The organism is Paenibacillus crassostreae (genome assembly GCF_001857945.1).
Taxonomy (GTDB): Bacteria; Bacillota; Bacilli; order Paenibacillales; family Paenibacillaceae; genus Paenibacillus_AQ; species Paenibacillus_AQ crassostreae.
Genome location: NZ_CP017770.1, coordinates 4,229,215 through 4,254,447, shown reverse-complemented (window position 1 = coordinate 4,254,447; position 25,233 = coordinate 4,229,215). Strand labels below are relative to the sequence as shown.

Genomic DNA, 25,233 nt, shown 5'->3' with positions numbered 1-25,233 from the left:
ATTTATAACAATCCTTCCATCAGATGAATCTTAACCTTCTTATTATTCACATCCACGTCTAGCACAACATCATCAATCACTGGTATTAGAATATCCGCACCTGAGGTTGGTTTAACCACCCACACATCGTTTGCACCCGGTGAAATAATTTCAGTAATCACGCCTAGTGGCTTATCTTCATTTTCATCGGTAATTACGCTACATCCAATAATGTCATGATAGTAGTACTCATTCTCTGGAAGTTCAATAAGATCATCCTTTGATACTTTGAGCATACTTCCTTTGTATTTCTCTACCTCATTAATATTGGAATAGCCTTCTAGTTTTAAAATGTACATGTTCTTGTGGTATCGTGCAGAGTCTATTGTAATCCAGAACGATGGTTTACCACCTTCAGGAATCAACAATAAACGTTTCCCCTTTGCGAAACGCTCTTCCGGAAAATCTGTAATCGGTAATACTTTGATTTCACCCTTAATACCATGCGTATTCACCAATTTACCTACTGTTAATAATTGTTCTGCCATATTCTCCTCCTACAAACAATGCACAATTAGCGCAGAAATACGACGATCCTCTATCACCTAATGTCTTCAGCATGTACGAAAAAGGGCTAGGACATGCATCCTAACCCACTTTCGTAAATTTTTAAGATATGATATCTACGGTTACGCGTTTGTCCATTTTGACTGCTGCAGATGTGACAACTGTGCGCAACGCTTTAGCTATCCTACCCTGTTTTCCAATAACCTTGCCCACATCTTCTGGATGAACAGACAATTCATAGACAACAAGATGATCCTTCTCTACCGCTCTCACGGTCACATCTTCAGGATGATCCACCAAAGCCTTAGCAATAACACTAACTAATTCTTCCATAGATACCCCTCACAATCAGTCATTATTTCTGTAACTTAGATTCATGGAATTTTTTCATAACGCCTGCTTTACTAAGCAAGTTACGAACTGTATCTGATGCTTGTGCACCGTTTTGAAGCCATGCCAAAGCTTTATCTTCATCAATCTTAACTACTGCCGGTTGTTCAACTGGATTGTAGTAACCGATTTCTTCGATAAAACGACCATCACGCGGGGAACGGGAATCCGAAACCACGATACGGTAGAATGGCGCTTTATGGGCACCAATGCGTTTAAGACGAATACGTACTGCCACAAAATTCACCTCCTTCAATAAATACACTTCATATTGTCAACGAAAAGGAAACTTCATGCCGCCTTTTCCTGCTAATCCTTTTAATTGCTTCATCGCTTTTCCCTTAGGACCCTTCGGCCCCATCATATCAGAGAACTGCTTCATCATCTTCCGCATTTCATCGAACTGCTTGATCAGACGATTGACTTCGGCAATATTCGTACCACTACCCGCAGCAATTCGCTTACGACGTTTATGATCCATAATCTCAGGGCGTTGCTTCTCATCCTTCGTCATTGAGAACACAATGGCTTCAATGCGGCCCATTTGTTTATCATCTACTTTAAGATCCTTCGATTGCTTCATCTTACCCATACCAGGAATCATATCCATAATCTGATCAAGTGGTCCTAGCTTCTTGACCTGATCCATCTGCTCCAAGAAATCATCGAACGTAAATTCCGCATTGCGCATCTTCCGTTCCATTTCTTTAGCCTTATCAGTATCGATATTTAATTGAGCTTTCTCAATAAGAGAGAGCATATCGCCCATCCCAAGAATTCGCGAAGCCATACGCTCCGGATGGAATGGTTCTAATGCATCGATCTTTTCGCCTAAGGATACGAATTTAATCGGACAACCTGTTACAGCTTTAACAGAAAGTGCAGCTCCACCACGCGTGTCTCCATCTAACTTGGTTAGCACTACACCAGTCAATCCCAATTGTTCATTAAAGTTGTTAGCAACATTCACTGCATCTTGACCCGTCATTGCATCCACAACTAGTAACACTTCATCAGGTTTGATCTCAGCATGAATCTGACTTAATTCTTCCATCAGTAATTCATCAATATGAAGACGACCTGCAGTATCGACAATTAGATAATCATTCCCATTATCCTTAGCATGTTGTAATGCTTGTTTAGCAATTTCAACAGGACTAATCTTGTCACCAAGTGAAAATACTGGGGCTTTAATCTGTTCACCCAATACTTCCAATTGCTTGATGGCAGCAGGTCGATATATATCACCTGCAACGAGTAGAGGTCGGCTGTTCTGTTTCTGAAGTAACTTAGCAAGCTTACCCGAAGTTGTTGTCTTACCAGCACCTTGCAGACCAACCATCATGATTACGGTAGGTGGCTTATTAGACTTTTCAAGCTTAGCTTGACTTCCACCCATCAGATCGGTTAGTTCCTTATTCACAATATCGATAATTACCATGCCTGGAGTAAAGCTGTCCATCACTTCATGTCCGATGGACTTCTCTTTCACTTTGGCAACGAATTCCTTGACTACTTTGAAATTAACGTCCGCTTCCAATAGAGCAAGACGCACTTCCCGCATCGCTTCGTTGACATCCTCTTCGGACACTTTACCTTTTCCACGGAGCTTACTGAATACGTTCTGCAGCCTGCCTGTTAATCCTTCAAATGCCATTCGCCGCCACCTCCCTGCCTTTATTCATATACTTGCAAACGATCCAGAATAGTGATCATATTTTGTTTATCTTCTGCTAGTACAACAGCCGTAAGAACTAACTGTCGTAATTGTTCTAATTCTTCCATGCGCCGATCATACTTTTGCAGGAGATTGAGTTTCTCTTCATACATATCAAGAACCTGTTCAGCTCGCTTAATATGTTCATAGACCGCTTGTCGGCTAATCTTAAACTCTGCCGCAATTTCCCCAAGGGAAAAATCGTCATGGAAATAATATTTAAGAAATGTCTGTTGTTTCTCAGTTAATAAATGTTCATAGAAATCAAACAATAGATTAATTCTATTTGTCTTCTCGAGTCTATCTTCCTGACTCATTGAGGGCACCCCCTTCGTCAAGGACAAACACTTTACACTCAACGAATCTAATAATACATAAAACAAAGTAAGATGTCAAGCATATATCCTTGTCATCTTACTTCCACGGAAGAAGATACAGAAATATAGAAAGGAAATGAAACACACTACCCGCTAGTACGAATAAATGCCAAATCGCGTGATGGTACGGAAACCCTCGCCACACATAAAATACCGTTCCAAGCGTGTATAGAATTCCTCCTAATGCAAGAAGAGTCATACCTTCAGCTGGCACTGCTGCTGATAATGGATTCCAAGCGATCACAATCATCCAGCCCATAATAATATAGAAGATCGTAGACATAAACAGAAATTTTTTCACAAAAAACGCTTTAAACAAACATCCTAGAATAGCGAATCCCCACACGATAGCGAATAATGTCCAACCTAATGATCCACGAATAGCAACCAACATAAAGGGGGTATATGAACCTGCAATGTACAGATAAATCGAAGAATGGTCAAAAAATTCAAATAAGTCTTTCACTTTTCCTTCTTTAAAGCTATGTACCAGGGTTGAATTTATATACAAAATAAGCATGGTAACACCATAAATTGTAAAACTAACAACATGCCACGGAGTGCCTCGCAAGCTAGAGTACACAATAAGTAATACAAGTGCTAATACACTAAGAACTGTTCCAATCCCATGTGTAACAGCATTCGCCACTTCTTCACGACGTGTATAAGTGTGCGTATTCGCCATAAGTAGTAGCCCCTTCAAATTCTCATTTTATAAAATCTCCTATTATAATAAGGCATCGAAAGAAATTAATTCTTTAGATGCCTCGCTATCAACGATTACATTAGGCCTCCAGAGTGGATTCCTCGTTCTCGTTCTCATCTTCTTCATCTTGAATTAACCCTGCGAATAGTGCGTGTACAAACTGTTGTGAATCAAATGGTTGTAAATCTTCCATTTTTTCTCCAAGACCTACAAATTTCACAGGAATATTCAATTCTTGACGTATAGCTACTACGATTCCACCTTTGGCTGTTCCATCTAGCTTGGTAAGTACAAGACCTGTCACTCCACTTTTCTCTCCAAAGAGCTTAGCTTGACTTAATGCATTTTGTCCGGTAGTTGCATCTAATACCATCAAAACTTCATGGGGAGCACCGGGAACTTCACGTTGAATGACACGATATATTTTATTCAATTCTTCCATCAAGTTAGACTTGCTCTGTAACCGACCAGCCGTATCACAGATTAGTATATCTACTTGACGTTGTTTAGCAGCCTGAACGGCATCATACATCACGGCAGCAGGATCTGAACCTGATTGTTGTTTGATCACATCAACGCCTGCGCGTTGTCCCCACACTTCCAGTTGTTCAATCGCTCCAGCACGAAATGTATCTCCCGCTGCTAACAATACCTTTTTACCCTGTTGTTTGAAGCGATGTGCCATTTTACCAATCGTTGTTGTTTTACCAACACCATTTACACCTACGAACAATATGACTGTAATACCGTTCTCATTCATATTAAGTGATATATCATCTTCTCCACGAAGTAGATCCATCAGTTTTTGCGACAGAATCGGTTGTAGCTCTAAGGCATTCTCGATTTTTTGTTTCTTCACTTCAACTCGCAATTCATCGATAAGAGTCATCACCGTATTAACTCCTACATCTGCTCCAATCAGAATTTCTTCGAGTTCTTCATAGAATTCTTCATCAATCTTTTTACGACGGACCATGAGATCGGATACTTTCTCCACTAGACCCTTTCTCGTTTTCTCCAATCCATCACGAAACTGTTTAGTTACAGCTTCTGTTTTATTCGAAATATTTTCTTTTAGTTTTTTAAAAAAACTCATATGCTTCCTCCATCTCCTATTCAACCTTTGTTAGGCAATTTCTGCTTCTTCATTCTCTAATTTAACAGAAACAAGCTTCGATACGCCGCCCTCTTCCATCGTCACACCGTATAACACATCCGCTTCCTCCATCGTCCCTTTACGATGAGTAACGACGATAAACTGTGTTTGCTCAGAGAATTCCCGCAAATATTGGGCGAATCGCACGACATTGGCTTCATCTAATGCCGCTTCCACTTCATCCAACACACAGAAGGGAACTGGTTTCACTTGAAGTATAGCAAATAAAAGTGCCATGGCAGTCAGAGCGCGTTCTCCTCCTGATAATAACTGGAGGTTCTGAAGCTTCTTACCTGGTGGCTGAGCAACGATATCAATTCCTGTATCCAACATATGCTCAGGATCAAGCAGAACCAGATCTGCTCTACCACCTCCGAACAATTTCATAAATACAGTACCAAATTCGCGGCGAATCGCATCGAAGGTAGTTTTGAAACGTTTGGACATTTCATCATCCATTTCACGTATCACTTCATATAAAGTGGTCTTGGCTCCAATTAAATCTTCCTTCTGTTCGCTCAGGAATTGATAACGTTCGTTGACACGCTGGTATTCTTCGATCGCGCCTAAGTTAACTTCTCCAAGCGATGATATATTACGTTTCAGTTCTTTGACCTCATCCTGAACAGCAGGTACATCATCTGGTATTGGATAGCGTTGCTTAGCTAATTCGTAACTGAGTTCATAATCCTCACTCAACTTTTTAAGAATGTTATCTAATTCAACATCCAAACGGTTTACACCAATCTCGGTCTGACGAAGCTGTTCATCAACATTTCGAAGCTCTGTCCGTTGCTCTTTTGTCTCATTTTCTTGCAACTCCAACTTTTTAGATAGTTGCATACGAGAAGCTCTTTTGAAATCAAGTTGCTGTGAGGATTCATCTTTCTTCAGCTTATACTGATTCAAATTCTCGATCTGTTGAACGGATTCTTTCTCATTCGTAAGTAAATCTGCTTCAATTGAAGACAATAATTTTTTCGTTTGATTCAAATCTCGATCTTGTGAATTAAAATCCGATTGCAATCGACGTAGTTGCTCTTCAAGCGAGAAACTTTCTTGATCTAGCTTTCCTTCTTTTACTTTAAGTTGAGTTAACTCGCTTTGAAGTTCATCCTTCGCAGATTCACTCGCTTTACGAGCAAATTCCGCCGCTTGTAACGCTTGATGTACGGACTGTTCTTGTTCTTCTAACGCAGCTAATTTCTTAACAGCCTCTTCACGACTTAATTCAATCCCCTTATTCTCTTCGGTAAATCCACTTTTCTCCTGTCCAGTCACTTCAACCTGTTCTGAGACATGGCGGAGTTCATGCTGAAGTTGTTTCAAATCACCTGCTGCTTGTTGCTCCTCAATCCGCTTATCATCCCCTGCTTGCCGAAGTTCATCAAGCTTGGTTTGCGTTTGATTCAATTGAACTTTTAATTGTTGAATACTCTCTTGAAGCTTTATCAGTTGCTTCTCAGTATCCGTAATTTCTTGATCTAAGGAATCCAATTGACGTTTGCGACTCAGCAAGTTGTTATTCTTCTTATGCTGACTTCCCCCAGTCATGGATCCCCCAGCATTGACAATATCACCATCTAGCGTCACTACACGATATCTGTATTGACATCTAGAAGCAATTTTATTAGCATCTTCAAGAGTTTCTGCTATGATAACATTTCCTAAAAGACTACCAATGACTGGAGCATACTTAGCATCATATTGAACTAATTCCGCTCCTATCCCTACAAAACCTCCAGCACCCTCAATGACAGAACGATCACTTGCCGAAATATTTCTTGCCCGCATAACATCCAAAGGTAAGAAAGTAGCTCGTCCTAATTGACGTTGTTTAAGAAATGCAATGGCTTGACGAGATACCGATTCGTTCTCCATGACGATATGTTGTAGTGATGCGCCCATAGCCGTTTCCATAGCAAGTTCTAACTTCTCTGGTACAGAAATAAGCTCTGCTACAGCACCGTGCACACCGTGCAGTACAGATTTACGAGAAGCTTTAAGCACTTCCTTGACACCCAACATAAATCCATCGAAATCATCCTGCATTTCCTTCATCGTATCTCGACGAGATGTTAGGGCTTCACGCTTCTGTTCCCATTTACGTAATGTGACTTGGCTTTCTTCCAATAACTTCTGCACGGATTGATAACGTTCACTCTCAGTAATGTATCCACCGCGTAATTCTCTGATTTCATTCGCGTATTTCTCTAATGATTTATCTAGATCTGCCTTCTGCTTTAGCAGTTCTTCTTTCTGACTCTCCCATTTACCTGTCTCTTCTTCAGCTCGATTCATCCGCCGAGACAAAGTCTCTTTCTGTTGATCAGCATAACGAATTTCATTACGAGCCTGTGCCATTTCATTCATTAATTCAAGCAAAGAACTTTTCAGTGTTTCTTCTTGTTGTTGGCTGATACCACCACTAACAGAAGCAAGTTTCGCCTCTTCTCCTGACAGGTGATGGCGTAGTTCTTTGAGTTCCTCTTGTAAGGCCTCAAGTTTACTCTTCGTAAGAGTCAGTTCCGCTTTTCTGTCCTCAACGCGCTCATCCCCTGTAGTTAATGTCTCCGCCAATTGCTCACGATGACCTTCTAGGTTTCTCTTGCGCTCTCTAAGTACCTCGCCGTAACCTTCACTCTTCTCATAAGCTTCACTATATTGTAATAATGCATCCTGTAATGACTCTACCTCTTGCTCAAGCTTTCGCAGATTTGAACGATCACTTTCAAGTCTAGCATCATGAGCGGATACAACCGTTGATAATTGAAGTTGTTGTTCCTGGAGAACTGCAAGCTTAGCTGTTGCTTCGCTCCAGTTCGTATGAATTTGTTCGATTTGATGAACATACATGGAGATTTCTTTACTCTTCAACTGCTCACGAAGTTGCTTATAATAGACAGCTTTCTCAGACTGCTCCTTCAGTGGAGTGATTTGTACTTCCAACTCACTGACCAAATCATGAATACGCAACAAATTTTGCTCCGTTTCATCCAATTTACGCATAGCATCTTTTTTTCGAGATTTATATTTAACAATCCCTGAAGCCTCTTCAAATATGCCACGACGATCCTCTGAACGAGTACTAAGTATTTCCTCAATACGTCCCTGTCCAATGATCGAGTAGGCTTCTTTACCGATTCCCGTGTCCATAAATAACTCCGTTATATCTTTGAGACGACAGGATTGCTTATTTATCAAATACTCACTATCTCCACTACGATGTACTCGACGGGTTACTGTGACTTCGTTGAAATCAAGTGGTAGCACGTGATCTTCATTATCTAAAGTAAGAGAGACCTCACCAAAGTTCACGGCTTTACGAGCATCACTACCGGCAAATATGATATCTTCCATTTTGCCTCCGCGTAATGATTTGGCGCTTTGTTCACCTAATACCCATCGTATACCGTCAGAAATATTACTTTTACCGCTACCGTTAGGACCTACAACAGCTGTTATGCCTCTAACGAATTCCATTTCCGTTTTATCGGCAAAAGATTTGAAACCTGATAATTCAATTCGCTTCAAAAACATAGCTTCCCAATCACCTCTAAACCCTATAATACCACAACTTCTTATAGTGAAAATACTAATTAATCACAATATACCCTTCATTAAATAAAGAGCAAAGAGCAGTGCATGACTCATACATAAGTCCAATCGCGACTGCTCTTTGCTCTTAAATTATGAATTGTTTCCATTTACAAAACCCTATAATTTATATTGTTTCAACTGGTTGAGTGCAACAGAGGCTGCCTGTTGCTCAGCTTCCTTCTTAGAACGACCACTACCTCTACCAATACATTCATTACCCATAAAAACTTCAGAAACAAATTCACGTTCATGTGCAGGCCCGCGTTCCTCTACGATCCGATATTCTAACATTTCCATATTATGATGTTGTGTTAGCTCCTGAAGTTCGGTTTTGTAATCGCTCATATGGAGCTTACTATTCTCCGCTACCTTAGGAAATACAAATCGGTCCAAGAATGAGCGCGCTGCTTCAAGTCCTTGATCCAAATATAACGCCCCAATAAACGCTTCAAATACGTCAGCGAGTAAGGCAGGACGACTACGACCGCCTGTTAATTCCTCGCCTTTGCCCAGCAATACATACTGTCCAAAATTTAAAGCTACTGCGAATTTAACAAGCGAAGGCTCACACACAATTGCTGCACGAAGCTTAGTGAGTTCACCTTCAGGACGTGTTGGAAAAAGATTGTACAAATATTCTGATACCGTTAGTTCTAGCACAGCATCACCTAAGAATTCAAGGCGTTCATTATCATGATGCTGGCTGAAACGGTGTTCATTGACATAAGAAGCGTGTGTAAAAGCCTGCTTCAAGAGAAGCTTATTGTGAAATTGGATATGAAGTTGCTGCTGCAACTGTCTCAAATCTTCACTCACGATTACGTCTCCTTAATTATCAAATTTTTTCAAGATAAGGGAAGCATTGTGTCCACCAAAGCCAAATGAATTAGACATTACGATGTTTAGATCAGCTTGTCTAGCCACATTCGGTACATAGTCCAAGTCACATTCTGGATCAGGTTGATCTAGATTAATCGTAGGTGCCAGTGTCTGATTCTGCAATGAAAGTGCACATATCACCGCTTCAACACCACCCGCAGCCCCTAGTAAATGACCTGTCATGGATTTAGTTGAACTCACAGCTACCTTATAGGCATGGTCTCCCAATGCCATTTTGATCGCTTTTGTTTCTGATTTATCACCGACACCCGTTGAAGTTCCATGAGCATTGATATAATCAACATCTTCTGGCTTGATTCCTGCTGTTCTAATCGCCATTCTCATACAACGAGCAGGTCCATCTGGATCTGGATCAGTCATATGATGAGCATCTGCACTCAGACCATAACCGATAACTTCAGCTATGATATTTGCACCACGCTTCTGTGCATGTTCTAACGATTCTAAGACTAGAACACCCGCACCTTCTCCCATAACGAATCCATCACGTTCAATGTCGAATGGTCGACTCGCCTTACTAGGATCATCATTACGTGTAGACATAGCACGCATCGCACAGAATCCCGCTACGCCTGTTGGACGAATGGTTGCTTCCGCACCACCACAGATCATCACATCAGCTTCTCCACTTTGAATCCATCTAAATGAGTCACCTATTGCGTGAGACCCTGATGCACATGCAGAAACGGAAGCAGAATTGGGGCCTTTTGCACCTAAAAGAATGGATAGATGACCAGAGGCCATGTTCGCAATCATCATCGGAATGAAGAATGGACTTACTCTTTTGGGACCCTTCTCCAATAAAATGTTATGTTGGTCTTCCCATGTTCCTAATCCACCAATTCCTGAACCGATGATCACACCCACACGCTCTGCGTCTGAATCATTTGCAATATCTAGACCACTATTCTTTAATGCCATCTTTCCAGCTGCTGCGGCAAACTGAACAAAGCGATCCATTTTACGAACTTCTTTGCGTTCAATATAATCCTCGGGATCAAAATCCTTCACTGAAGCAGCAATCCTTGTCGTATATTCACTAACGTCAAAGGATTCTATCTGCGAGACGCCAGACTTACCAGAAATCAGATTATTCCATAGACTATCTAGATCATTGCCTAGGGAAGTTACAACGCCCATACCCGTTATCACTACTCTTTGACTCAATCACATTCACCTCTATATAGACTGCATATGCCATAATTTTCGTTATTATAAGCTTTGTAGATCATCTAGTAATTATTGACCACAAGATATGGAGAAGTCCCGCCTTTAAAAGGATCGGGACTTACCAATTTGTAATTTAGGTGTGAGATTGTATGTAATTCACAACTTCTCCCACGCTTGTAATTTTCTCTGCATCTTCATCAGAGATTTCAATATCAAACTCATCTTCCAATTCCATTACCAATTCAACAACGTCAAGAGAATCAGCACCAAGATCATCTTTGAAAGATGATTCTAGCGTAACCTCGGCTTCGTCAGCACCTAAGCGATCGACGACGATGCGTTTTACACGCTCCAATACATCGGACATCCGGTTCACCTCCTCCTCTTTGGTATTATACGAGAATTTTTTTCAAAATGCTACATCACCATTCCGCCATCCACATGGAGTGTCTGGCCTGTCATATACGACGCACTATCTGAAGCCAGGAAAGCCACAACATTAGCGATTTCTTCTGGTTGTCCAAGACGTGCCAGTGGGATATCAGCAATAAGCTTGCTCCGCAAGTCTTCTGGTAACTCTTTGGTCATATCTGTATCAATAAAACCAGGAGCTACACAGTTAACGGTTATCCCTCGCGAAGCAAGCTCACGAGCAGCTGATTTAGTAAGGCCAATTACTCCAGCTTTTGCAGCAACATAATTAGCTTGCCCAGCATTTCCAAGTACTCCAACAACTGATGAAATATTAATTATTCGCCCATAACGTTGTTTCATCATGGGACGAGTTACTGCTTTTAGACAGTTAAATACACCCTTGAGGTTCGTTTCAATGACTTGATCAAACTCTTCCTCTTTCATTCTCATAATGAGATTATCTCTAGTTATCCCAGCGTTATTCACCAGAATATCAATACGTCCCCAAGTGTTAATCGTTTCTTTAACTAAATTCTCCGCTTGCTCGCCAACTCCTACATTTGCTTTGAGCGCCAGAGCTTCTACTCCAAGGGCTTGAATTTCGGTAACAACTTCCTGTGCCGCAGCCTCACTACCTGAATAGTTAACCACAATATTCGCACCTAAATCAGCTAATGTTAGAGCTATACTACGCCCTATACCCCGTGAAGCGCCAGTTACAAGTGCAACTTGCCCAGTTAAAGGTTTGGACATTACAAGTTCCTCCTTTCCCAAGTATACCTTTGTAGTTCTTTTAAGCTTCTATAATGCAAACTCAAGACTAGCTAGACGATTAATATTGATCACTTTCACAGTCTTATCAATCTTCTTAATTAGGCCAGTTAATACGTTACCAGGTCCAATCTCAATAAAAGTATCAACCCCTTGCGAGATCAGAAATTGAACACTATCTTCCCAAAGTACAGGTGAATATACTTGTTCAACTAGTAATTGGCGAATGGCACTACTATCCTTAACCGTTTGTGCAGTCACATTAGCGACTATTGGAACGATCGGCTCATAAAAAGTAATCGTGTCCAGCTTGATTTCAAGTTGATTGGCAGCTGCCTTCATCATTGAAGAGTGAAATGGTCCGCTTACTTCGAGAGCGATAGCACGTTTGCCCCCAGCTTCCTTCACCCGCTCACTAACTTCAGCAACCCCCGCAGTTGAACCTGAGATAACTATTTGGCCTGGACAATTCATATTTGCTAACTCTACTATTTGACCACTCTCAGTAACACTAAGGCATAACTGAGTCAACGCCTCACGACTCGCGCCTAACACTGCTGCCATAGCACCATGACCATCAGGAACAGCCTGTTCCATAAATTGACCACGTGCTCTCACAATCGCTACGGCATCTTTCAAAGATAGAACGCCAGCAGCAACAAGTGCACTATATTCACCCAAGCTATGCCCTGCAACATAGTCTGCTTGGATTCCTTTACTCTGTAAAGCCTTTAAGTATGCAACACTAGTAGTCAATAATGCCGGTTGAGTATTATACGTCTTCTTCAACTCTGAATCTGGACCTTTAAATATCATTGATAATAGATCAAAATCTAATGCATCATTAGCCGCTTCGAAAACATCACGAATTTCAGGCATATGATCATAAATATCTTGCCCCATACCAACAGACTGTGCTCCTTGTCCCGGAAATACAAATGCAACTTTCCCCATATCATAACTCCTAACATTGTTAGCTTGATGTTCAATATCCAACTCCAACTTAACACATACTTATTTATATCAATAATATCGTGGCATTATCCTACCAAACAAGCACCGATGCTCCCCATGTTAAGCCACCACCGAAACCAACCATCAAGATGGTGTCGCCTTCTTTCATTCGACCTTGCTCAGCTGCCTCCACAAGAGCTAACGGAATTGATGCTGCTGATGTATTCGCATATTTATCTACATTTATCATGCATTTTTCTGGTGGTAATTCTAATCGATTCATAGCTGATTGAATAATCCGAATATTCGCTTGATGTGGTACGAAGAGGTCAACATCTTCCTTCGTCTTACCCGCCTTGGTAAGTACTGCTTCGGTAGCTGATCCCATAACACGTACAGCGAATTTAAATACTTCACGACCACTCATATAAATGAAATGTTTCTTATCTGCAACGGTATCAGCTGAAGCAGGGTTACGTGAACCTCCAGCTTCTAACTTCAGCAAGTGCCCCCCTGAACCTTCTGCGCCCAAATCAAAGGATAAGAAGCCACGACCTTCTGGAACTTCACCAATTACAACCGCACCAGCTCCATCTCCGAACAGCACGCAGGTGTTACGATCCGTATAGTCCGTAATTCTAGATAAGCAATCAGCACCAATAACAAGAGCGTTATTATACATACCCGTCTTAATAAAATTTGTAGCAGTAGCTAAACCATATACAAATCCTGAGCAAGCCGCCGACAAATCAAAGGCAGCCGCTTGCAAAGCACCTAATTTCTCTTGCAGAATACAAGCAGTAGAAGGGAACATCATGTCTGGTGTAACCGTTGCTATAATAATCAAATCAAGTTGATCCGCTGTCATACCTGCTGATTCTAAAGCTTTAATTGCTGCTTCATAGGCAAGATCAGACGTAGCTTGATCAGGTGCAGCAATATGACGTTCTTTAATCCCTGTCCGACTTACAATCCACTCGTCATTGGTATCTACCATTTTCTCTAAATCACTATTTGTTAGAATCTTCTCAGGAACATACTTACCTGTACCTAAAATGCCTACTGGTCGTAAATTATTCATTCCCTCACTCACTTCCCGCTAATTTCCTTAGATATACTTGGCACAAGCTCATTTACAATTGCAATTCTGGTTTGTCTAACCGCATTTTTGATGGCAGTTCCATTAGAAGAACCGTGACTCTTCATTACTAGACTACTTAATCCAAGCAGTGGTGCTCCACCAGTCTCGGAATAATCTAATTTCTTTTTTAACGCTTTTAATTGAGGCATCAGGATCGCTGCACCAATCTTACTTTTCAGTGATTGATTAAACTGCTCCTTCAGCAAGCTGAACATTGCTCCTGCTGTACCTTCTAATGTTTTAAGTAAAATATTTCCGGCGAATCCATCACATACTAGTACATCACAGTTGCCTGTCATGACATCTCGTGCTTCAACATTTCCAATGAAATGAATCGGCATCTCCTGTAATAATGGGAAAGCTTCTTTAGTTAATTCATTACCTTTACCAGGCTCAACCCCAACATTTAAAAGGCCTACTCGTGGCTTAGCTATTCCTTGAACCTTCTGTCGATATATACTACCCATCAGTCCATATTGGGCTAAATGCTGTGATTTAGAATCCATATTAGCACCAAGATCAAGTGCAAGTACTCCAACATCATCTAATGTTGGAATCATCGGTGCAAGTGCAGGTCTTTCAATCCCTGCCATGCGACCAACAACCAATAATCCTGTTGTCATCAGTGCGCCTGTATTACCTGCAGAAATCATCGCATCCGCATGACCTTCTTTTAACATGCGTCCTGCTACCACCATTGAAGCATCTTTTTTATGGCGTACAGCTTTTACAGGTTCATCATCAGAGGAAATTATTTCACTAGCATGTTGAATAGTAAGGTTAGCAGGAATCTCTTTACCATGAAGTAACGGCTCGATCTGAGCTTGATCGCCTACTAAAATAATATCTACATCCTGCCATTCAATCGCAGCTGCTAATGCCCCATCTACATTGGAGTGCGGAGCATTATCTCCTCCCATTGCATCAATAGCAATCCTCATGCTACATTCCTCCCTCGTTGTTCTCATTCCCTGTTGATCTGTAAATGAGGAAATTGCCTTGGAATACCATTTCTTCACCTACATAGGTAAACACTTCAACTTTGGCTTTACCTTTCTGACTAGGCGTAGATCTAACGTATGCTTTAGCTATACATTTCTCTCCTAGTTGAACTGAACGTAAGAATCGAATATCTGAAGAAGCTGTCAATGCAATCTCATCATTAATGACAGCAACCGCTAGGGAATTTGCCTGTCCGAACACATAATGCCCACGAGCAATATGTGTCCTTGAGAATACATGTTCCTCTCGAATTTCGAATATGGAAATACCGCTTTTGTCCAACTGTAAATCGACGATCTCACCTACAACTTCATCCAATGGTAAGGAGCGAACTTGATCATACGAATGCTCAGCCATCTGTTTCATCCGCTCACGCAATTCAGGAATCCCTAGTTCCATTCGGTCTAATCGAATTGTCTGAATGCTAACCTTTAATTGTCTAGTTAGTTCCCTGTCCGTTACGAACGGGTTCTCCTCGATCAACTCCAGCAAATGCTGATGGCGCATCTTCTTAGGTAAACGTTCGATGATAGTCACCTCCTCACATCAACAAGTCATAATGCATTTATTTAGAATCAATTTCATATTTACGAAAACCGATTTAGATGTAACTATAGTCCTTATTTATACAGCATCGGCGATTATGAAATTGATTCTAATAGTAATTCATTTAATTTATCATGGTAAAATACTTTTTAGAACCAGGTACTAATATGTAGTATAAATCAAGCTGTCGCAAAAAGAAAGTCCTCATCTAAAACAAACCTTACTATGTAGAAATGACTTTGCCTTTCTTTATTAAAGATGTTATTACAATCGGATGTAAGTAAAAAAAAATAGCACCTCACCTAAGATGAAGTACTACTTATTTGTAAATTATTGCGAAATAATTTCTCTTGATTTATACGTTCCGCACACTTTACATACGTGATGAGCAAGCTTCAATTCTCCGCATTGTTCACATTTCACCATACCCGGCACTGTCAGTTTAAAGTGAGTACGACGTTTGTCACGACGTGTCTTGGACGTTCTTCTTTGAGGTACTGCCATGTTCCCACCTCCTTATTTCAATCAACTCGTCATTAACGAATTGAATGTTACATCATTATTTCAATAAATCTTTCAGCACAGCAAGCCGTGGATCGACTACTCTCGTATCGCAATTACAGGTGCTTTCGTTCAAGTCATTTCCACATCTTTGGCAGAGTCCTTTACAGGTCGCCTTACATAATGGAATCTGGGGTAAATACAATAGAAAAGCTTCTTCCACAAACGGGATTAGATCTACCATATCATCTTCCACGTAAATGATATCGCTATCTTCGTCCTGATTCTTTTCAGACTGCTTCACCAACTTGAAGAATTCGTGAAACGGAATATCCAAGTGCTCAGGAACTTCTGTCAAACAGCGTGAACACGCCATTTCAACTTGTCCTTTAAGCATACCTTGAACTTCTACTGTGTCATCGCCAACATATGATGCCTGTAAATCTACAGAAACAGATTCAGCAGTAATAATATCTTTACGATCCTTGATGACACGATCTACATTCACTTGTTCATGAAACTCCATTGAACCATCAAACTTAACAATTTTGCGAAATTCAAAATGCACATTAATCACTCCAAACAAACAAAAATTATTATACCGAGATTTGCATAGGTTTGTCAACATGAATCACATGACATCCCATTATTCTTTCTTAAAATATAAGAAATTATAAGTTTTGATCAATTTTTTATTCTTGAGTCAATTTCATAATTACGCAAACCTGCATAGGCGATTATGAAATTGATTCTTATATTGTATATGATATATTCTTAATATAAGAATATATCATATTTTCACCATATAAAATCAAAACAGCATTCCAAGGAGTTGAACTCTAATGAGCACAGTTGTAGGAATCATTGTGGAATACAATCCATTACATAACGGCCATGTCCTACATTATAGCAGAGCAAAGGAACTTACAGGTGCAGAATATTGTGTAGCCATTCTTAGTGGCCCATTCTTGCAACGAGGAGAGCCTGCGATACTAAGTAAACAAGCACGAGCAGAGATGGCCCTACATATGGGTGTAGACCTTGTGATCGAGTTACCTATTCATTATGCAGTACAACCTGCTGAATGGTTCGCATTCGGTGCTGTTTCCTTGCTTGAAGCAACTGGCATAGTCGATTATCTTTGCTTCGGCACAGAAAGTGGATCACTTCATGAACTACTGCCCCTTGCCAAACAACTTACGCAAGAAGACCCTATTATGCAGCAAGAGCTAACACATCTTTTATCCACAGGTATGAATTATCCCACAGCATATAGTGCTGCAGCAAGTAAATTAGCACATAATCTGGATCAGCAAGAAGAAATAAGACAACTATTGCATCAGCCGAACCACTCTCTTGCACTTCACTATCTAATAGCTTTAGAACGATTAGGAAGCCCCATTATCCCGCTTACCATTGCTAGGGAGAGTGCCGCTTACCATGATACTACTCCTTCACATTCGAATATTGCGAGCGCTACCTCAGTTAGAAAAATGGTCTCTACAGATGGGGTCGAAGCAATCACTCCATATATCCCCTCCTATACCCTTGAGATCATGCGACGAGAATTCTCGGCCGGTAGAGGTCCTGTTCATTGGGAAACATTTAGACAGCCTTTAATACATCATTTAATGACGCACACACCAGAGCAACTATCTCTCATACATGAAGTCACTGAGGGATTAGAATATCGCGTAAAAAAGACTCTACCTATTCTTTCTCAAGCAACTGTAGAGGAGTTACTTCATAGCTTAAAAACAAAACGCTACACTCATACTAAATTACAACGTATGCTAACCCATATTCTACTCAACCATAGCAAAGAAGAGATGTCTCCCAAAGAATTAGCAAAGGGACCTGGATACTTACGAATCCTTGGTTTTAGTAAACAGGGACGTCAACTTTTAAAACGAATGAAAAAAACAGCCACTTTACCTACAATAATGAAACCATCTGTATTTACACATCATCATCTAGAACGTGATCTTCAAGCCGCTGCTGCATACGCTAATGGCTATGATCAATCAGATATGCGTGACATGTATCGAGATTATTATGAATCACCTATCAGGTGGTAGTATGAACTTGTTCCATATACTTCAAGGCTTCCTCTAAGGTTGATACTGGAATAAGTTTCATACTCGTACCGATTTCTTCCGCTTTGGTTTTAGCTTCTTCATAATTATCCTTAGGAACAAAGAACAATTGTGCCTGCTCACGATCAGCAGCAACAATTTTATGCTTCACTCCTCCTATAGGTCCCACTTTTCCCTCAACTGTAATGGTTCCTGTTCCAGCTACCCGGTAACCTTTGGTTAAATCTCCTGGAGTCAACTGATTAAAGATTTCCATAGTAAATATTAAGCCTGCGGAAGGTCCTCCCACATTCGTATTCTTAAACTCAACCTGTTTACTCTGATCATTCGCAGTCACCTTCTGCATGGTTCCGATCATGATACCAAATCCTGCTCGTGTACTGTTCGTCTCATTATCACGGATCGATACCAATGGTACATTTTCCTCAAGAACTTGACCGGATCTTTCTAACTTCAGAGTTACTATTTCACCTATTTTTCTATTCTTCAATTTTGTTGTTAGATCTAAATTATCCGAGATTGGCTCTTTATCTACTTCTAATATTTTATCCCCGGGTTGAAAATAATCACTATTTCTTGAATCCTCAGGAATAGAGAATACAAAAAGATACTGCGGTATGATCTGGTAAGCGACACCAGCTTCACGATATGCTGCTTCAACCGCAGATGATTGTGAGTCACTCATATAATACAATTGCTCTGCTGCATATTCTTCTTTACTCTTATTACCTAGCCTCGATTGTTTCTTATCCACCTCAGCATTCGGATTGAAAGATGAAATAGCCAGCAATGCAATATTGGCATAGCTGGCAGACACGGTGGTCATCATAAATGTACCCGCTTCCGATTCATCACCATTCTTCACCGTTATCATAGGTTTCACTTCTTCTGCACTTCCTGGCTGATAGATGATATATGGTGTTGGCATGTATACGACAACGTAGCAAAGTAAGCAGACCATTAAGAGGTACTTGATCAACCTTACTCCACGAGATTTATTGGACAAATTCATGCTTTCACTCTCCCTTTGAATCTTCTATATAGATAAGCTGGTATGATGTGTATTCGCTTCGCATAAATTGAGTATTACATAGCTTGTATAATCTAATTCTAGCTGTGTTTACTTAATGGGGTGATTGGATGTTCAAACACATTAAATATCTATTTAGTGCACCAGCAGCTTCTTTGATGCTAGGCTTACTTTCTTTCCTACTTGTTATCGGTATCGTTAGCTCTCCCGAACAAACTTTTCAAGCTTCATTGCAAGGCTTGACCTTGTGGTGGCATATCGTATTTCCTTCATTACTTCCATTTCTCGTACTATCTGAAATGCTTATTGCCTATGGCTTGGTTCACGGAATTGGGGTTCTGTTAGAACCTCTGATGAGAAGAGTATTCGCATTACCTGGAATCGGTGGATGGGCACTTACGATGGGGATGACAGCAGGCTTTCCAGGTGGAGCTCAGTCCACACTACAATTAGTTCAGCAAGGTGATCTAACACCACGTGAAGCCGAACGATTGACATGGTTATCTCACTTCTGCAATCCAATGACAATCATCCTTGTCATCGGAATAGGCCTCTTACAACAGCCTTCTGCTGGCTATTGGTTGCTTAGTATCCATTGGATTTCAGGCATTCTTGCTTTTCTCACCATCACATCACTCGGTAACCTGGTTAAACATAAGAGAAATGAACCATCAATAACTGCTAGGATAATCACAACTCCCAATAGCTCTTTACTCCGAAGAGTTAGAAGCGCGATTCACCAGGCACATATTCGTGATGGACGAAGCTTTGGTAAACTACTTGGTGAATCCGTAAGTAATGCGGTTCAAACACTGATGGTCGTAGGAGGATACATCATTATCATGGCTGTCATGATCCACCTAATTAGTTCCTATATTATCCCTGGTGTATCTTCCTCGTACATAGCTGGCCTTGTTGAACTTCACTTAGGAGCGAAGGCTCTCACTACAATTACTACCCTGACACCTATTGTACAATGGTCCTTGCTATCATTCATACTTGGTTGGAGCGGACTAACTGCGATACTCCAATCCATTACACCACTCATGAACAAAGGGGTGCGATGGTTTCCTTTTATCATCGTTCGATTGTTACACGGCACTTACGCTTTCACGATTACCTTTATCCTTTGGAATCCATTGAAACACTTTGTCCACAATATACAACCCGCATTCTTTTATTGGCCCAATTACGCATCTGATTTGTCACAAATTTCCGGAATGTGGTCTCACATCCCACTTATGCTAGGATGGCAAGGTTTTATATTGATAAGCTTACTACTGATCTCTTGGTTGATCGTCCTAGTAACAACTACCCGTCGATCTCCTTAATCTTCTGATGTAAGGCTTGTCCTACTTCAGAAGATACCCATTCTGTCAAATCACCATTGAAATGAGCAACTTCTTTCACTAAGCTCGAACTTAAATATGAATATTTAGGATTGGTCATCATAAAAACGGTCTCCACATCGGGATTCAACTTATGATTTGTAGAAGCCATCTGTAGTTCATATTCAAAATCCGTGACCGTCCGAATTCCTCGAACAATAACATGGGCATTCTTGTCTCTCATATAGTTAGCAAGGAGGTCACGAAAACTATCCACTTCTACATTAGGAATGTCCGCTGTCACTTGTTTTAATAGATCTTTACGTTCTTCAACAGTAAATAAAGCTTTCTTACTTAAATTGTTTAGCACAGCCACAATAAGGTGATCAAACTGCTTAGAAGCTCGTAAAATAATATCCATATGCCCTAAGGTACATGGATCAAAACTACCTGGATATACCCCTATACGTGGTCCCTTAATCTGCTGTTCCATGTTGATCCTCCTCTATTGTCTGAATCTCTGTTTCTAAATCATCAGCATGATATTCATAAATTGTCACGGCTGATTCACCATATAAGGCTTTACGAACACAATTGAATTGGCTAAATTTATCCGGATATTCAAATTTAGAATCATGCTCGATTACGATTGTTGCATGATGTTGAAGTAGCGATCTTTCATGCATCTGTTGAAGTAGTTCATCTGCGTTCTTCAACCGATAAGGGGGATCTAGAAATACAGTATCTATAAGTAACTCTCGTTTAGCTAGAACTTTAATGGCCCTTTCTGCATCATTTCGAAATACTTCCGCTTGACTCTCCAGTCGAGTCGCCTTTAAGTTAGCTCGAATAGTCTCAACACTCTTAGGATCCATATCAATAAATATGGCATTCTCCATACCGCGACTTAATGCCTCAATACCTAATCCGCCAGTCCCTGCAAACAGGTCTAATACAGTCCCGCCTTCGAAATATGGACCAATCATGCTAAATATTGCTTCCTTAACTTTATCTGTAGTTGGTCTTGTCCCTATTCCAGGAACACTTTTCAATGGTCTACCCTTCGCACTTCCCGAAACAACTCTCACTGACTCTATTCACCCATTCTATATCTAAGGATCAATGCTACAAATCGCATTTTTATGACGATATCGTACCACACTATGAACCATTTTGAAAAACGAAGTGCTCATAAATTGCTGATTTCTTTTCGTACGAATCAATTTCATAATTACGCAAACAAATTTAGATGTAACTATATATAGACGGAGTGAATCGTTCCGATCAATATATATCCCTCATTTAAGCTGCATAGACGATTATGAAATTGGTTCGTACCATATGTATAAAAAAGGACCCTCAGGGAATGCTTAGTTTATCGACATCATAAAGAATGTCGTAGACAACCGCGGAGATAACTTACGTTTCCCCATAAGCTCTTCGTCCGGTTTCTCCTCTCCCATGAGGACGCCCTGTAAGGGGCGTCCAATTTTTTTTGATTCAAAAAAGATTTATGAACCATCAGGAAGAACTAAATTAACAAACTCATCAATATCCTAGACCCAGCGTAATGATAACTAATAAAATATAAAGTACTAGAATTGCACCTGTTGAACTATAAGGCGATGGTCCAGCACCAACTCCTCCAACACATCCGCTCATGTAATTTCCCCCTCTCAAAGAAAGTGTACTGATGATTTGTCAACTTATAGAATAAACGCTTTAGTAATGATAACTAACAAGATAAAAAGTACAAGAATCGCACCTGTTGATGTAAAAGGACTCGGGCCAACACCATAACCAACTTCGCTCATTCCAATTCCTCCCTTCCTTTTAACATATTGTAGGATATGATACGATGGCCTCCAATGGTCTAGACATCTCCCCAATTACTTCATGGTTCATGCCCAATTTATACAAAAAGGAGCCCTATTCAGAGCTCCTAAATAAATATTCATGATTAGCCATCTCTATCTCATATACCCTCTGTACCTTGAACTCGTTTCCGTTGATCCATAAGACCTAAGTCTCCATATTCCCGGTATTTCCTCATCCAAACTTTAAGTCGTCCGATATCAGCGATTCCGAGTGCAGCTGCCACTTCTTTTTTGGTCATACCTTGAAGACGCATATCTATCGCTTTTTTCTTCGTCTCCAAACTGTAGGAACAAAAGATCTGCCCTTTTTTGGCCAATATGATCACCTCAAGTTAATTATCGGACGTAAGAGGGATTTATATAATTAATTTCTTGAAAGAAAACGTAGGTTGTCCCTTCATCTCTGTTCTAATACGGAATAGATTCCCTGATAACGGTTGCTCCTTCATTTGTTCATCATCCATCCCAATGCGTGCTGTTGAGATATATAGATCTTGCAAATCATCTCCAGCAAAAACACATGAAGTCACATGTCCCGAAGGTATCACAATCTCGCTCAACTTCTCTCCGGTATTGGGGTTCCACTGTGCGACTCTCTCTCCATTCCACTCGGCAATCCAAAGCATACCTTCTGCATCAACAGTCATTCCATCTGGATCACCCGCATCATCTGGCATGGTAATGACTAATCGACGATTACTTATCATCCCCGTCTCTAAATCATAATCAAATGCATCAACTTGACGAGTTGGTGTATCAATATAATACATGGTTGAATAATCAGGACTCCATCCTAAACCATTTGATATTGACACATTCTCCAGCACTTTACGAATAGATAAATCAAGATCAAGACAGTAAAGTGACCCTTGCTCTGCTTGACCATTCATACTCATTGTTCCAACCCAAAGTCTTCCTTTAGGGTCACATTTACCATCATTAAATCGGTTATTAGAGAGGTGCTGTTCAGGATTGGCAATTAAGGTGAGTTCTCCCGTAGATAAACGATATTTATGAATTCCATCATATAAAGCTACAACAACTTCATCCTCGCAATAAGGAACAACGGCACCTATTGGTTGGCCTATATTATAAGTTTCATTTTCTCCAATTTTGGGATAGTAAATATGTAACAAATGTCCTTCAATATCAACCCATAACAATCTATGGTGATCCGCATCCCAACTTGGGCCTTCCCCTAGTAATGAATTGGTTTGAACTACGATCTCTAAAGCTTCCATAAAGACTCCCCCATATTCACAATAAATTATTTACCATCCTTGTTGCTTCAGCCATACCATACATAAATCTGACCATTGTGCCACAGCTGGAAAATCTTTTGCTAGTCCTAATCCATGCCTACCTTCTGGGAAGATATGAAGTTCGTAAGAGATACTATGACTACTTAGTGATAATGCAAATTGGAGGCTATTCTCAACAGATACCGCTGAGTCATTCGCAGTATGCCATATAAATGCAGGTGGCGTTTCTGACGAGACATGCGTTTCTGCACTGTATTGGCTCACCAACAATTCACTGGGAGAAGGACCTATTAAGTTCTCCCGCGATCCTGAATGTCCGAAAGACTTCATAGTGATTACAGGATAACATAGAACCATTAAATCAGGTCTTGAACTAGTTCGTTCTACGAGATGATCACTCTCTGGATTCCCAGAGTCAAATGCAGTTCCTGCCATTGCTGCAACATGTCCACCCGCTGAGAATCCAAGAATACCAATTCTGGAAGGATCGACACCAAACTTTTCTGCATTAGCTCTAACATAACGAATAGCCTGACGGCTATCCATTTGCGGTGCAGGTTCATGATGAGGTGCAATTCGGTAATGAAGAACAAAGGCGGAAATCCCATGATGATTAAGCCAAGAAGCCACAGGCTCACCTTCATGATCAGCCAGATGATGATATCCTCCCCCAGGACAAATAATGATTGCACTTGAACTACCTTCAACTATATAAGGAACAAGATATGGCATATCTTGTTCACGACCTTGCACTGCATAAGGAGCATGATCCTCCCATAACGAAATTTTCATATTTCACTACCTCTCTATCTTTTCAAAAATAGAACTAAGAAATCATTACCATTTTACTCATAAGAACCTTTTGCAGTCTATACCCAAAACGGCTAAAAAAAGTTAATATAATATACGATATTGCTCAGGGGTCACCCCTTCAATACGACGAAAGGTAGCTACGAAATGGCTCACATCACGAAATCCTACGTCATGTGCAGTATCTTTGACTGTTATACTAGAATCTCCTGTCATTCTTTCCTTCGCTTTACGAATGCGAAACATGATTAGATAGGCATATGCCGTCATCCCAAAAGTTTGCTTAAACATCGTATTCAAGTGACGTGAGCTAATCCCAATCTCCAATCCCATTCGCTCTAACCCTAAATTCGGATCGCTATGACATTCTTCCATTAAATGAAGAACCGGTGTTAGTCTCTCTATGGCATGTGAGATAGAGGGTAGATTGTTAACTCGACCGTGTTTCTTTAATAATATAAGGAAGCGATAAATATCCCCCGACACATCCAGTTCCGATACATCTCGATCACTACTAATAGAGTCTAATACCGCCGCTGCATAGCTTTGCAACTCGCTCTCGGGATCCCATTGATAGAATGAAGAATGATTTAACACAAGGGATGAAAGAATGACGTTGGCCTGAGAGCCCATGAATGTAATATACATCGTCTCCCATATAGACGATGAAGGTTTGTATGCATGTGGTTCATTGGGTAGCAATAATACACCTGAATTTTCTTTTATATGAATTGTGCTACCCCCAAATATGAATTCCCCTTCCCCACGTATCGTTTGCAACCAGTGGTAGCAAGGATATCCACTAGGTCTATTGAAGTTTTCCTGCGCTTGATTAAAACCAATACTCTCCATATACAGAGGAAGTTGCTGTTCCTTCATATTGGTAAAAAACCTGCGATGTTGAGCATGCATACATTAGTCCCCTTTTATCCATTCAAT

29 protein-coding genes are annotated in these 25,233 nt (G+C 40.5%); 2 read left to right on the top strand and 27 right to left on the bottom strand.

The window, feature by feature from the left end; all coding sequences use genetic code 11:
• Nucleotides 1–2: 2 nt before the first annotated feature.
• From rimM to LPB68_RS19620, 18 genes are all read right to left on the bottom strand, one after another.
• Nucleotides 3–527, bottom strand: coding sequence for a ribosome maturation factor RimM (gene rimM / locus LPB68_RS19705; RefSeq protein WP_068655787.1), 525 nt, complete (start codon nucleotides 525–527; stop codon nucleotides 3–5).
• A gap of 121 nt (nucleotides 528–648) precedes the next feature.
• The gene (locus LPB68_RS19700) at nucleotides 649–879 is read right to left on the bottom strand and encodes a KH domain-containing protein (protein ID WP_068655789.1); all 231 of its coding nucleotides are present in this window, start codon (nucleotides 877–879) and stop codon (nucleotides 649–651) included.
• Nucleotides 880–901: 22 nt separating this feature from the next.
• Nucleotides 902–1,174 carry a 30S ribosomal protein S16 gene (gene rpsP / locus LPB68_RS19695; protein ID WP_068655792.1) on the bottom strand — a complete coding sequence of 91 codons (273 nt, stop codon included), beginning with the start codon at nucleotides 1,172–1,174 and terminating at the stop codon, nucleotides 902–904.
• Between the two features lie 36 nt (nucleotides 1,175–1,210).
• On the bottom strand, nucleotides 1,211–2,593 hold the full coding sequence (ffh, locus tag LPB68_RS19690; RefSeq protein WP_068655794.1) for a signal recognition particle protein: 1,383 nt from the start codon (nucleotides 2,591–2,593) through the stop codon (nucleotides 1,211–1,213).
• A 20-nt stretch (nucleotides 2,594–2,613) separates the two neighbouring features.
• Nucleotides 2,614–2,970, bottom strand: coding sequence for a putative DNA-binding protein (locus LPB68_RS19685; protein ID WP_068655796.1), 357 nt, complete (start codon nucleotides 2,968–2,970; stop codon nucleotides 2,614–2,616).
• Between the two features lie 97 nt (nucleotides 2,971–3,067).
• Nucleotides 3,068–3,715, bottom strand: a complete 648-nt coding sequence (gene trhA, locus LPB68_RS19680; protein WP_068655798.1) for a PAQR family membrane homeostasis protein TrhA — start codon at nucleotides 3,713–3,715, stop codon at nucleotides 3,068–3,070.
• Nucleotides 3,716–3,815: 100 nt separating this feature from the next.
• Entirely contained in the window at nucleotides 3,816–4,832 is a 1,017-nt protein-coding gene (gene ftsY, locus LPB68_RS19675) for a signal recognition particle-docking protein FtsY (RefSeq protein WP_068655800.1), read from the bottom strand.
• A gap of 30 nt (nucleotides 4,833–4,862) precedes the next feature.
• Nucleotides 4,863–8,432, bottom strand: a complete 3,570-nt coding sequence (gene smc / locus LPB68_RS19670) for a chromosome segregation protein SMC (RefSeq protein ID WP_068655802.1) — start codon at nucleotides 8,430–8,432, stop codon at nucleotides 4,863–4,865.
• Between the two features lie 177 nt (nucleotides 8,433–8,609).
• Nucleotides 8,610–9,308, bottom strand: coding sequence for a ribonuclease III (rnc, locus tag LPB68_RS19665; RefSeq protein ID WP_068655804.1), 699 nt, complete (start codon nucleotides 9,306–9,308; stop codon nucleotides 8,610–8,612).
• Between the two features lie 12 nt (nucleotides 9,309–9,320).
• Nucleotides 9,321–10,559 carry a beta-ketoacyl-ACP synthase II gene (fabF, locus tag LPB68_RS19660; protein ID WP_068655806.1) on the bottom strand — a complete coding sequence of 413 codons (1,239 nt, stop codon included), beginning with the start codon at nucleotides 10,557–10,559 and terminating at the stop codon, nucleotides 9,321–9,323.
• Nucleotides 10,560–10,695: 136 nt separating this feature from the next.
• A complete protein-coding gene (acpP, locus tag LPB68_RS19655) occupies nucleotides 10,696–10,929 on the bottom strand; it encodes an acyl carrier protein (protein ID WP_044877691.1) in 234 nt (77 codons plus the stop codon).
• A 50-nt stretch (nucleotides 10,930–10,979) separates the two neighbouring features.
• Nucleotides 10,980–11,729 carry a 3-oxoacyl-[acyl-carrier-protein] reductase gene (fabG, locus tag LPB68_RS19650; RefSeq protein ID WP_068655810.1) on the bottom strand — a complete coding sequence of 250 codons (750 nt, stop codon included), beginning with the start codon at nucleotides 11,727–11,729 and terminating at the stop codon, nucleotides 10,980–10,982.
• A 48-nt stretch (nucleotides 11,730–11,777) separates the two neighbouring features.
• Nucleotides 11,778–12,701 (bottom strand): ACP S-malonyltransferase, encoded by a 924-nt coding sequence (gene fabD / locus LPB68_RS19645; RefSeq protein ID WP_068655812.1) that lies wholly within the window; start codon nucleotides 12,699–12,701, stop codon nucleotides 11,778–11,780.
• A gap of 91 nt (nucleotides 12,702–12,792) precedes the next feature.
• Nucleotides 12,793–13,782 carry a beta-ketoacyl-ACP synthase III gene (locus tag LPB68_RS19640; protein WP_068656661.1) on the bottom strand — a complete coding sequence of 330 codons (990 nt, stop codon included), beginning with the start codon at nucleotides 13,780–13,782 and terminating at the stop codon, nucleotides 12,793–12,795.
• A gap of 8 nt (nucleotides 13,783–13,790) precedes the next feature.
• Nucleotides 13,791–14,783: a phosphate acyltransferase PlsX gene (plsX, locus tag LPB68_RS19635; protein WP_068655815.1), complete on the bottom strand. Its 993-nt coding sequence runs from the start codon at nucleotides 14,781–14,783 to the stop codon at nucleotides 13,791–13,793.
• 1 nt (nucleotide 14,784) lies between these two features.
• A complete protein-coding gene (gene fapR, locus LPB68_RS19630; RefSeq protein WP_082865637.1) occupies nucleotides 14,785–15,372 on the bottom strand; it encodes a transcription factor FapR in 588 nt (195 codons plus the stop codon).
• Between the two features lie 348 nt (nucleotides 15,373–15,720).
• Nucleotides 15,721–15,894: a 50S ribosomal protein L32 gene (gene rpmF, locus LPB68_RS19625; protein WP_068531780.1), complete on the bottom strand. Its 174-nt coding sequence runs from the start codon at nucleotides 15,892–15,894 to the stop codon at nucleotides 15,721–15,723.
• A gap of 55 nt (nucleotides 15,895–15,949) precedes the next feature.
• Nucleotides 15,950–16,459, bottom strand: coding sequence for a YceD family protein (locus LPB68_RS19620; protein WP_099458650.1), 510 nt, complete (start codon nucleotides 16,457–16,459; stop codon nucleotides 15,950–15,952).
• A gap of 274 nt (nucleotides 16,460–16,733) precedes the next feature.
• Here LPB68_RS19620 and LPB68_RS19615 point away from each other — a divergent pair, with 274 nt between their 5' ends.
• The gene (locus LPB68_RS19615; protein ID WP_068655819.1) at nucleotides 16,734–17,969 is read left to right on the top strand and encodes a nucleotidyltransferase; all 1,236 of its coding nucleotides are present in this window, start codon (nucleotides 16,734–16,736) and stop codon (nucleotides 17,967–17,969) included.
• On the opposite strand, the gene LPB68_RS19610 is transcribed toward LPB68_RS19615, so the two are convergent.
• Nucleotides 17,959–18,999, bottom strand: a complete 1,041-nt coding sequence (locus tag LPB68_RS19610; RefSeq protein WP_068655821.1) for a SepM family pheromone-processing serine protease — start codon at nucleotides 18,997–18,999, stop codon at nucleotides 17,959–17,961. The genes LPB68_RS19615 and LPB68_RS19610 overlap by 11 nt on opposite strands.
• Nucleotides 19,000–19,127: 128 nt before the next feature.
• Here LPB68_RS19610 and LPB68_RS19605 point away from each other — a divergent pair, with 128 nt between their 5' ends.
• A complete protein-coding gene (locus LPB68_RS19605) occupies nucleotides 19,128–20,348 on the top strand; it encodes a nucleoside recognition domain-containing protein (RefSeq protein WP_068655823.1) in 1,221 nt (406 codons plus the stop codon).
• Here LPB68_RS19605 and coaD read toward each other — a convergent pair.
• The 8 genes from coaD to LPB68_RS19575 all read right to left on the bottom strand — a co-directional run bounded on the left by coaD (nucleotide 20,329) and on the right by LPB68_RS19575 (nucleotide 25,206).
• Complete coding sequence (coaD, locus tag LPB68_RS19600; protein WP_068655825.1) at nucleotides 20,329–20,838, bottom strand: pantetheine-phosphate adenylyltransferase; 510 nt, start codon at nucleotides 20,836–20,838, stop codon at nucleotides 20,329–20,331. The genes LPB68_RS19605 and coaD overlap by 20 nt on opposite strands.
• A complete protein-coding gene (gene rsmD, locus LPB68_RS19595; protein WP_068655827.1) occupies nucleotides 20,822–21,433 on the bottom strand; it encodes a 16S rRNA (guanine(966)-N(2))-methyltransferase RsmD in 612 nt (203 codons plus the stop codon). The genes coaD and rsmD overlap by 17 nt, the downstream gene beginning before the upstream one ends.
• Nucleotides 21,434–21,893: 460 nt before the next feature.
• Nucleotides 21,894–22,007 (bottom strand): YjcZ family sporulation protein, encoded by a 114-nt coding sequence (locus tag LPB68_RS23490; RefSeq protein WP_232510162.1) that lies wholly within the window; start codon nucleotides 22,005–22,007, stop codon nucleotides 21,894–21,896.
• A 44-nt stretch (nucleotides 22,008–22,051) separates the two neighbouring features.
• Entirely contained in the window at nucleotides 22,052–22,159 is a 108-nt protein-coding gene (locus LPB68_RS23485; protein WP_232510163.1) for a YjcZ family sporulation protein, read from the bottom strand.
• Between the two features lie 161 nt (nucleotides 22,160–22,320).
• Complete coding sequence (locus LPB68_RS19590; protein ID WP_068655829.1) at nucleotides 22,321–22,539, bottom strand: helix-turn-helix domain-containing protein; 219 nt, start codon at nucleotides 22,537–22,539, stop codon at nucleotides 22,321–22,323.
• Between the two features lie 39 nt (nucleotides 22,540–22,578).
• Nucleotides 22,579–23,463 (bottom strand): SMP-30/gluconolactonase/LRE family protein, encoded by an 885-nt coding sequence (locus tag LPB68_RS19585; protein WP_068655831.1) that lies wholly within the window; start codon nucleotides 23,461–23,463, stop codon nucleotides 22,579–22,581.
• A gap of 30 nt (nucleotides 23,464–23,493) precedes the next feature.
• Nucleotides 23,494–24,276, bottom strand: a complete 783-nt coding sequence (locus tag LPB68_RS19580; protein ID WP_068655833.1) for an alpha/beta hydrolase — start codon at nucleotides 24,274–24,276, stop codon at nucleotides 23,494–23,496.
• Nucleotides 24,277–24,378: 102 nt separating this feature from the next.
• Nucleotides 24,379–25,206 carry an AraC family transcriptional regulator gene (locus LPB68_RS19575; RefSeq protein ID WP_068655835.1) on the bottom strand — a complete coding sequence of 276 codons (828 nt, stop codon included), beginning with the start codon at nucleotides 25,204–25,206 and terminating at the stop codon, nucleotides 24,379–24,381.
• Between the last annotated feature and the right edge of the window lie 27 nt (nucleotides 25,207–25,233).

What these genes read in the sequence shown, in the direction of transcription:
- LPB68_RS19605 (WP_068655823.1), top strand. Translation starts at nt 19,128, where the DNA reads ATGTTCAAACACATTAAATATCTATTTAGTGCACCAGCAGCTTCTTTG.
- fabD (WP_068655812.1), bottom strand. Translation starts at nt 12,701, where the DNA reads ATGGGGAAAGTTGCATTTGTATTTCCGGGACAAGGAGCACAGTCTGTT.
- LPB68_RS23490 (WP_232510162.1), bottom strand. Translation starts at nt 22,007, where the DNA reads ATGAGCGGATGTGTTGGAGGAGTTGGTGCTGGACCATCGCCTTATAGT.
- LPB68_RS19685 (WP_068655796.1), bottom strand. Translation starts at nt 2,970, where the DNA reads ATGAGTCAGGAAGATAGACTCGAGAAGACAAATAGAATTAATCTATTG.
- ftsY (WP_068655800.1), bottom strand. Translation starts at nt 4,832, where the DNA reads ATGAGTTTTTTTAAAAAACTAAAAGAAAATATTTCGAATAAAACAGAA.
- LPB68_RS19575 (WP_068655835.1), bottom strand. Translation starts at nt 25,206, where the DNA reads ATGCATGCTCAACATCGCAGGTTTTTTACCAATATGAAGGAACAGCAA.
- trhA (WP_068655798.1), bottom strand. Translation starts at nt 3,715, where the DNA reads ATGGCGAATACGCACACTTATACACGTCGTGAAGAAGTGGCGAATGCT.
- rimM (WP_068655787.1), bottom strand. Translation starts at nt 527, where the DNA reads ATGGCAGAACAATTATTAACAGTAGGTAAATTGGTGAATACGCATGGT.
- LPB68_RS19585 (WP_068655831.1), bottom strand. Translation starts at nt 23,463, where the DNA reads ATGGAAGCTTTAGAGATCGTAGTTCAAACCAATTCATTACTAGGGGAA.
- LPB68_RS19700 (WP_068655789.1), bottom strand. Translation starts at nt 879, where the DNA reads ATGGAAGAATTAGTTAGTGTTATTGCTAAGGCTTTGGTGGATCATCCT.
- LPB68_RS19640 (WP_068656661.1), bottom strand. Translation starts at nt 13,782, where the DNA reads ATGAATAATTTACGACCAGTAGGCATTTTAGGTACAGGTAAGTATGTT.
- coaD (WP_068655825.1), bottom strand. Translation starts at nt 20,838, where the DNA reads ATGGAACAGCAGATTAAGGGACCACGTATAGGGGTATATCCAGGTAGT.
- rpmF (WP_068531780.1), bottom strand. Translation starts at nt 15,894, where the DNA reads ATGGCAGTACCTCAAAGAAGAACGTCCAAGACACGTCGTGACAAACGT.
- LPB68_RS19610 (WP_068655821.1), bottom strand. Translation starts at nt 18,999, where the DNA reads ATGAATTTGTCCAATAAATCTCGTGGAGTAAGGTTGATCAAGTACCTC.
- LPB68_RS23485 (WP_232510163.1), bottom strand. Translation starts at nt 22,159, where the DNA reads ATGAGCGAAGTTGGTTATGGTGTTGGCCCGAGTCCTTTTACATCAACA.
- LPB68_RS19580 (WP_068655833.1), bottom strand. Translation starts at nt 24,276, where the DNA reads ATGAAAATTTCGTTATGGGAGGATCATGCTCCTTATGCAGTGCAAGGT.
- smc (WP_068655802.1), bottom strand. Translation starts at nt 8,432, where the DNA reads ATGTTTTTGAAGCGAATTGAATTATCAGGTTTCAAATCTTTTGCCGAT.
- LPB68_RS19615 (WP_068655819.1), top strand. Translation starts at nt 16,734, where the DNA reads ATGAGCACAGTTGTAGGAATCATTGTGGAATACAATCCATTACATAAC.
- fabG (WP_068655810.1), bottom strand. Translation starts at nt 11,729, where the DNA reads ATGTCCAAACCTTTAACTGGGCAAGTTGCACTTGTAACTGGCGCTTCA.
- ffh (WP_068655794.1), bottom strand. Translation starts at nt 2,593, where the DNA reads ATGGCATTTGAAGGATTAACAGGCAGGCTGCAGAACGTATTCAGTAAG.
- plsX (WP_068655815.1), bottom strand. Translation starts at nt 14,783, where the DNA reads ATGAGGATTGCTATTGATGCAATGGGAGGAGATAATGCTCCGCACTCC.
- acpP (WP_044877691.1), bottom strand. Translation starts at nt 10,929, where the DNA reads ATGTCCGATGTATTGGAGCGTGTAAAACGCATCGTCGTCGATCGCTTA.